The sequence below is a fragment of the Shewanella sp. K8 genome, from assembly GCF_028823715.1.
GTDB lineage: Bacteria > Pseudomonadota > Gammaproteobacteria > Enterobacterales > Shewanellaceae > Shewanella > Shewanella algae.
The window spans coordinates 1-8,030 of record NZ_JAPEHY010000063.1 but is presented as its reverse complement, the minus strand read 5'-3'; the positions used below and the strand labels follow the sequence as shown (position 1 = coordinate 8,030).

General features: G+C 45.9%; 5 protein-coding genes and 1 pseudogene. All 6 read right to left on the bottom strand.

From position 1 onward, the window contains the following. Positions 1 to 553 precede the first annotated feature (553 nt). A complete protein-coding gene (locus tag ON072_RS20590) occupies positions 554 to 1,348 on the bottom strand; it encodes a hypothetical protein (RefSeq protein ID WP_107006391.1) in 795 nt (264 codons plus the stop codon). 26 nt (positions 1,349 to 1,374) lie between these two features. Continuing rightward, positions 1,375 to 2,163 (bottom strand): hypothetical protein, encoded by a 789-nt coding sequence (locus ON072_RS20585; RefSeq protein WP_107006390.1) that lies wholly within the window; start codon positions 2,161 to 2,163, stop codon positions 1,375 to 1,377. Positions 2,164 to 2,263: 100 nt separating this feature from the next. Further along, on the bottom strand, positions 2,264 to 3,067 hold the full coding sequence (locus ON072_RS20580) for a hypothetical protein (RefSeq protein WP_062793998.1): 804 nt from the start codon (positions 3,065 to 3,067) through the stop codon (positions 2,264 to 2,266). 22 nt (positions 3,068 to 3,089) lie between these two features. After that, on the bottom strand, positions 3,090 to 6,656 hold the full coding sequence (locus ON072_RS20575; protein ID WP_107006389.1) for a toxin VasX: 3,567 nt from the start codon (positions 6,654 to 6,656) through the stop codon (positions 3,090 to 3,092). Then, positions 6,643 to 7,602 carry a DUF4123 domain-containing protein gene (locus tag ON072_RS20570; RefSeq protein ID WP_107006388.1) on the bottom strand — a complete coding sequence of 320 codons (960 nt, stop codon included), beginning with the start codon at positions 7,600 to 7,602 and terminating at the stop codon, positions 6,643 to 6,645. Before ON072_RS20570 ends, ON072_RS20575 begins: the two co-directional genes overlap by 14 nt. Continuing rightward, a pseudogene (locus ON072_RS20565) lies at positions 7,589 to 8,030 on the bottom strand (hypothetical protein); the annotation flags it as partial. The pseudogene ON072_RS20565 and the gene ON072_RS20570, both read right to left, overlap by 14 nt.

The window sequence follows — 8,030 nt, the reverse complement described above, 5'->3', positions numbered from 1 at the left end:
ATTTCTTGCCCGAACCCGGGCAATTTTTTGCTCGCCGGGCAACTTCTTGCCCGAAAGAGTTGCCCGAAAGAGTTGCCTGAAGGAATGTCCCAAGGAATAAGCTGAAGTCGACTGGCTTTAAGAGCATTCCTGTAAAAGTCTTAGAGAAGGTGTGAATAAGCCCTGGTGGCGTTCACTTTTGCAATTTGGGTATAGCTCTGGGGTAAATTAGCTCGTTGCTCATGTCTCGTCATCATAGCCCTGGGCGGCTGGTTTGACAAAATCCCCCAGAGAGCCTCCGGCTTGGTAGTGCGCGGTGATTTCCGCTTTTAAGCGAACCAGCTCAGCGCTAGGCTGGGCCCATTCACTTTCAGGCAACGGCTGAGACCAGGCCTCCAGTGCTGTTGTGTAAGCCTACCACTAATTGGTTTGTGCCTGTGAGAAAGCGCCCTTCGCAATGTAAGAATAGTAGTCAATACAATCAGGACAGTTAATTAACAGGCTAAAGCCATTAACTCATGTAATTATTGCAGAGTTTCAAACTCTGTCTACCAACTGGCAGAAAGCAGTACTATTAAATAATAGTCCATTGCTCTTGCACAATCTTGGCTTTAGGCAATTTCTTTAGTACGAACGCTTTAACTTCCTCATAATTATCTTTAGTACAAAATATTGCATCATTATAATACCAGCTACGACTTCTAATATGAACAATACGTCTTTTAGGATTAAGATTAATTAGACTCGCCTTATCTTCATCTACCATCTTACTATCATCCCAAAGAACAGGAATATAGTGAGCCTTTTCCGGTTCAGAAGGCTCTACCTTTTTAAAACTCAATAACGCCAGGCCGCCGACACCCACCAATAAAAATGGGTGTATAACCAGAGCTATCGGCACAAGGATAAGAGTCATAACTCGCAGAACCCACATCAAAACTTCCGGGTTAATGGCGCCATAACCCCACCTTGGACACAGTTTAACCTCATCCCTTAAAAAGCCCGATTCGGTGATCTTATATGCTACATGGTGATATTGAAGCCGAGTGAAATAATAAATTATCAATAAAATCAAAGAAAGGAAAACGCCAATACCGATAACTGAATTCCAATCATCAGGTTGTGGATTTTCTGATGCTAGATTTATCAATGAAAAAAACAACATAGGGATACCTGCGAAAATCCCCCAAATCATTAAAATCGATGCCAAACCACTAAATCGATGAAAAAAAGCCCTTGGCATAGTCCACTGAAAGATTGCGGGTTCATCTTCAAGCTTGGCAATATCAGCTTGTGTGAAAAGCCCATTCTCGAGACCATACTTGCTATACTGGATATAGTTTGGTCTTTTTACTAATTGGCTCATCATTCGTCCAAATCAATTGAAAATTCACTTTAAATGGATAATTCTTCTTGAACTATTTTTGCCTTTGGCAACTTTCCTAAAACAAATTCTTTCACATCATTATAATTCTCTTTCGTGCATAATATCGCTGCTCCATTAGACCAATCTTTGCTCCTGACATGAATAATTCTTCGGCTATCACAAATATTAATTATACTTAACTCGCTAGCAGCCTCTAAACCTTTCTGATGCCAGAATACTGGAATGTAATGAGCGTATTCAGGCTCGCCCTTGGGGAATGGGTAAAAACTTAGCAAGGCTAACCCTCCCGCCCCAGCCAACAGCAATGGATTGACCATCAAGGCGATAGGGATCACCAAGAGTGCGACGCCTCTTAAGACAAAGAGAAATGACTCCGGCACTTCATTTTTATAGCGCCACTTAGGGTAAGTTTTCACTTTATCCCTTAGAATACCGGACTCAGTGATTTTATAGGCCACACTGTGGTATTGACTCCTGGAGACATAATACAAAACCATAACCATTGAAAACATGAGAAAAACCATCATAAATACGGCTTTCAGTGATTCATAACTAGGAGGTGTACTGCTCATCAAATTACCAAAAAGAAAAATGCCCCCAGGAATCCCACAAAAGACACCTAACACTTTCAAGTGATGCACTAACGGGGAGTCCTTCCAAAAAAAAGCACGCGGCATAGTCCATTGAAACAGAGCCGGTTCCTGCTCCAGTTTATCAATCTCTGCCTGTGGAAAGGCGCCCTCTTCAACGTAAGGGTAGTACTCAATGTAATCTGGCCGCTTAATTAACAGACTCAAACCATTACCCTATTAAAAAATCGATTATGACTATACTGAATGTAGTTGGGTCTTTTTGCCAATTAGCTCATCATTCGTCCAACTTAATTTAAGTAATAACTCAAATCGACTTATCTTCAATCACCTTAGCCTCAGGTAATTTCTTCAACACAAATGCTTTAACTTCCTCATAATTTTTTTTGGTGCAAAATATTGCGCCACCTTTCGTAAGATCTGCACTTGTGATATCAATAATTCTTCTTCGTGGGTTTAGATTAACTATGCTCAACTTTTTCTCATTCGCAACTCCAGATTTATGCCATAAGTTTGGAATATAGTGGGCCTTTTCAGGCTCAGAAGGCTCTACCTTTTTAAAGCTCAATAATGCCAGACCGCCGACACCCACCAATAAAAATGGGTGTATAACCAGAGCTATCGGTACAAGGATAAGAGTCATAACTCGCAGAACCCACATCAAACCTTCCGGGTTGATGGCGCGATACCCCCACCTTGGACAGAGTTTAACCTCATCCCTTAAAAAACCCGACTCGGTGATCTTATATGCTACATGGTGATATTGAAGCCGAGTGAAATAATAAATTATCAATAAAATCGAAGAAAGGAAAACGCCAATACCAATAACTGAATTCCAATCATCAGGTTGTGGATTTTCTGATGCTAGATTTATCAATGAAAAAAACAACATAGGGATACCTGCGAAAATCCCCCAGATCATTAAAATCGATGCCGAACCACTAAACCGATGAAAAAAAGCCCTTGGCATAGTCCACTGAAAGATGGCCGGTTCGTCTTCAAGCTTGGTAATATCGGCTTGGGTAAACCAGCCTCTTTCCAAGCCGTCCTGACTATACTGAATATAATCTGGCCTGTCGACCAGTTGACTCTTTTTATTCCCTTGTCCCACTCAATTCTCCTTGCTACTAGCCCTAAAAGATAATACCTGTAACTTCATTTGGTTCAGGGAAAGTAAACCTTGCTTCTTCCTCCTGTAGCTTACCCCAAACACCTAAAATTTGGCTTAAACTTTTAGGTTGTAACTTGTAGTGCCAAGTTTTATCTATGTTACGTTGTCTTGGGCGGCTAATATTCAACCATAGCTCTGACTGCGACTTTAATGGATTTTCAAATAATTCAGCCGGAGTTAAAGGTACATACATCAACCAGTATTGACTATTGTTTTCTACAATATAGCTATCATCCATCTCATCCCAGGTCTCAGGAAAGCCATTTTCAATGAGATTTCTGACTGCCTCTGGGGTAACGGCTATTGCTTCCATTCCGTCCCAATCAGAATTGGTAATTTGAGTCGCTCCCCAAAGAGTATATTCATGATAGACTTCCGCCAATTCAATATGAGTCCCTGCTGTTGGTAGATTGAACAGTAGCCAGCAGCCGGATACCGTTTCGTGGTTTAATAGCTGGTTTGGAATACTGGATTTTTCCAAGATAGCGGCCAGTTTCGATGAACAAGAGGGCTGCATATAAACCGCAGGCTTTAGCAATATATCTTGCAGATGTTGGAATGCCTCGTGGGGGGCATCTTGCCACAGTGGAGAGGAACCAAAATCACTATGATCCAACCATTTGTCAATATCGTCGCGCGAAAAAAAGATAAATGCAATGGAAGATAACAGGTAAGCCACACCGGCAATTGCCAGTATTGGAAGGATAAGCGGTGAACCAGCAACAAAGCCGAAAGCTGCTAGAGCTTGAATCGCCATGCCGCCAAGACTGACTGCAAGTGAGGCTTCTTGGACCCATTTCAGCGATCTTTCCACAGCATTCAAATCTGCCGGATTCTCGCCCCAAAGCCCCAACTCCTGGCCAATCTGAGCTATTTCATAAGCATTTGCTACTGCTGAGGCAACACCTAACGAAAGAGCTGCCATACGGAAACTACTCAATACCTTGGCAAATTCAATGCCATGAACACCAGTAGCCTGCTTAAAAGAGAGTTTAAATAGAGGAACAACCCTGTCTTTAACTAAATATGTCGCTTTATAGATGCTCTTCTCTCCAGATGCCGTCACTGTTTGCTTGATCTTGGTAAGCAGAGGATCATACCAAATAGCCGCGATACCAAAGGCAACAAGATACCCTGTATTGTAAATCAGTGTATGAAGCTTTTTACTTTCAGCATCGGAACTGTCGAACTTAAAGGAGCCCCAAGAGTACTTCTCTGGCATAGGTGTATATAGTAAGTTGATATACCCAAGTAAAATAGCCGTTCTGCCCAAGGTAATGTGACTTGCCAGCTTTTTGCCTTTATCCAGATAGCCTTTTATCCCTTCAGAGAGTTGGCGTCGGCTTTCCAGTGTCACCGCCTGTTGCTTGGCAGCAGCCCAATAGGGCTTCTCTTCCACAAGCAGTTGAAGTGCTTCTTCTGCCTCGGAGATCTCACCGGTTACTTTTTGTAGTTTGTTTCTAAATTCTTTACCTTTGCCTGCAGCTCTTCTGACTGCCTTCTTTCGTCCCTGCTTATAAGTTTTCTTATTTTTCTTTTGTTTCCTTTTGGCGTCCTTAGTCTTTTTATCAGCATTGCCAATTGCTTTTTTCAGATTGCTTTCTTGTTTTTTCAAGCCCCCTACTTTTCCTTCCAAAGCAGAAAGCTTTTCCTGATAAGTCTGAAAAGCTTTTTCATAGTCAAAAAGCTCTTCAATTTTCAGTGGGATATCTTCAACAAAAGAGTTAATCAGCAGTGATTGCAACATTAAGCTGGTTGAATGGGTAGAGATCCCCTTTTCCCCCCGAAACAGAGGGAAAATGGCTTCCAGTACATGCGACCAGCCTTGGGAGGTTTTATCGGCAAAGGCTTGTCGCATTGCATCCAACGTCTTGTGGACATCTTGATGCAAATCGGTAGCCCATTTGTGCTCTATAAACGGCAACTCATTAAATGCCGCTTTAACCTCGTTCATCCTTAATACTGCGTTGTTACTTACTGATACTCCGGTTGCCGACAACAAAGCCGCCGGTTTTTGTAGGTGTCCGTTGAGCTCTTGGTGCAATAAGGGGTCAAAACCGCTCGTGGTCAGAGCAATCAACGCCTGAGCCTTGGAGGCACTCGAAAACGCACTGGCAAGAATGTCTCTTTTTGCATCATCAAGAAACATCACCAGCAACTGTAGACTGTCGCTCATCCAAGTTGTTAAGCCCTCTTGATGGCTGGGATGATGACAATCTGCTCCTAATACTCTGGCATCGGCCTGAATATGAAAGTGGCAATCAAACAGCTCATCCACCCTAGGCCCAATCTCTTCCATTAATGCGCTATCATGCTGCAAGTGTTTTGTCAGAAAACTTTCAGCTTTCTGCATATTGGCATATTTACGCCTATCTCTTTCAGCCTCCCAACGAGGCAAATCCAGATTCCAGGCCGAGCCATATTCGGCAGCAAGCTCTTGTTCAAGCTTCAAGAATTCATCAGGTGATACAATGCCTTTTGCTCCTTGAGCGGCATAAATCCTAAGCTGATCTTCATATCTGTTTACGGCTTCCCGATAATCGGTCAGTTTATCCAGATAACGGTTGATTGCCAGTTCATTCCCTCTGACTTTTGGCGGCAACTTATCATTGTGTAGCCATCCATCCTCACCGAGCATATCAAGACCGCCACAAATCTGAACTACCGCTTTGGCATTCATCCGGCGATACATTTCATCCTCATTAAACTCATGCATCTGTCCGGATAGATAAAAGGTTTGAGAGGCGATATCACAGATATCCGACCAAATATCATCCAGTGCGACCATCAGGGCCGAGTCTTTATCGCTTATAGGGCCTAGGTAGGTAGTCAGGGGTTGAACCGGCTTACCGCTGATCTTTTCATCTCCCTCCCCTCTGTCTTGCAGGGAAGGAACCGCCAGAGGGAACTTGGCCTCGCCGGCAATATCGGCAACCTGGCTCAACACCTTGATTGGGGCAGTATGGGGCTCTGCCATAGTGCGGCAAAATCCGGGCAATGACAGCTTGCGTCCCCAACGACGCTGGGCTTCGCCATTACTGCGATAATGCTCCAACATAGGCCAGGAACACCTTAGCTGGCTGAACATCAGATACAGCTCAGAGCCGCGGTTATATTCCAGATAGACTTTAGGCTCCAGCGCTGTACCGCGCTCGCTGAGCGGTTTGTCGGCCTCATTGTCGCCAAACTGGTAACGGATCAGCTGAGGTCCCCTGACTTCATATTCGTGCAGGGTCTTTTCGGTTTGGTTCCAGACATAAAGCCAGCCATCGGTAAGCTGACGCAAGGTGTAGCTATTACATTTGAGTTGTTTGCTGAAGTAGCCACCGGGGAAGTTACCTTCTGAAGGCAAGTTGTGCTTGGGGCAAGGCTCCGGCACCAACTGGAATTCATCCAAGGCATAACGCACAGGCACGATTTTGACGGTTTGCGCCTTGAGTGGGCAAGTTGCCAGTAAAGAACCGGCTTTAGTATCCGACTCTTGAGTGGCCTTATCGTTGGCATCCTGTTGTTGTCTATCGGCCGACATGAGTAACTCCTTGTAACGCATTGGCTCTTTGTTGATTTAACTGCTTGGCCAAATCTGCGGCTTGTGCCAAAGCCGCAGATTTGTCACTTCCCCGGGTTTGCATCAGGTTAACTATGCCGGCGTACTCTGATTGAGAGATGGGTTCATCACTAGCCAGGTGCTGATCAAGCAAAGCCCCGGAAGCACTGCTTGTCTGATTACCGATAAGGTTCTTTTCAAAGTCGGCACCGAGATAACCCAAAATATTGCCGTAAAGAAAAATGTCCCGCTCCGATTCCCACCCTTGCGCGGCGGCGCGCTCGGCAATAGCCAAGGTTCCCGCCAGGGAAACCGAACCAAACTCATCAGCAAAGAAGTGCCTCAAATGCTGCTGCAGCCTAAGACCAAATTGCTGCCAGCAGACCTGCTGCATCACCTTGAGGTGGTCATCGGTCAACTGAAAGCGCTGAGTTGCCTCACTGGACTGAGCCGACTGAGGCACTCGGCAGTGCCAGTGTTCGGCAATAGTGTCATACACCCAAACCCGGCCGAATATACCCGCCGGGAACAGTGCTTCCAGCGGCAGTTGCGCCGCCATAAAGCCCGCCAGCACTCTGGGATCCTGATAGCGAAATAATACCTGGTGGCCCAGCGGATGTTGCTGCAAAGGTAATTGCTGAAAATAGCGCAACAATTCAGCACTGGAGGCGGTTGACTCAAATAGCCAGACACTGTCCCGGTAGCAAAGCTGTTGCTCCAACCAATCCAACAACTGACTATCGGCAGGACATTGCAGCAGCAAGGGTTGAATATCGCCGAGAGACTCGAACTGAGTCCCTTGATACAGGGGTAGCATAAAGACGCGGTTGTCCAGCTGATACAGGGTCTGCGCCAGGTTTCGGTGCAAACAGGCATCCCAAAGCAGATACAGCTGCCCCTTGAGTCCAGCGAGTTCAGGCAGGGGCATCTTCTTCCTCCGGCTGCTCGCAAATTTCACACACACCTTTAGCCGTACTGGCAGCCAGCAGCAGAGTGCCACTCTGCTGGGATGGATTGGGCAAAATCACTTTTTCGCCTTGGGGCAACTCGGCAGCGGCCACTTCACCCGGAAGCTCCGGTGCCTTGCCGGCAAAGCCGCTGCCTGAGCCGGGGCTGCCGCCCGAGTTGAGATTAACTGCCGTGCCGCCCAGGTGCACCCCGGCCGGGTCCACTTTGACGAAGCTGCCACCGGCACTGATACTGATCTCGGCGCCGGCATCGAGCACAATTTTCCCCAATGACTTGAGATGAACTTCACTGCCCACCTCGAGCGCCTCTTTGGCGGCGACTTTCTGCTGATAGCTGCCATCCACTATCAGGCTCTTGTCGCCTGTTACCTGCTGACGGGACTCGCCC

Coding starts and splice junctions, on each gene's coding strand:
- ON072_RS20590 (WP_107006391.1), bottom strand. CDS start 1,348: ATGATGAGCCAATTAGTAAAAAGACCAAACTATATCCAGTATAGCAAG.
- ON072_RS20575 (WP_107006389.1), bottom strand. CDS start 6,656: ATGTCGGCCGATAGACAACAACAGGATGCCAACGATAAGGCCACTCAA.
- ON072_RS20570 (WP_107006388.1), bottom strand. CDS start 7,602: ATGCCCCTGCCTGAACTCGCTGGACTCAAGGGGCAGCTGTATCTGCTT.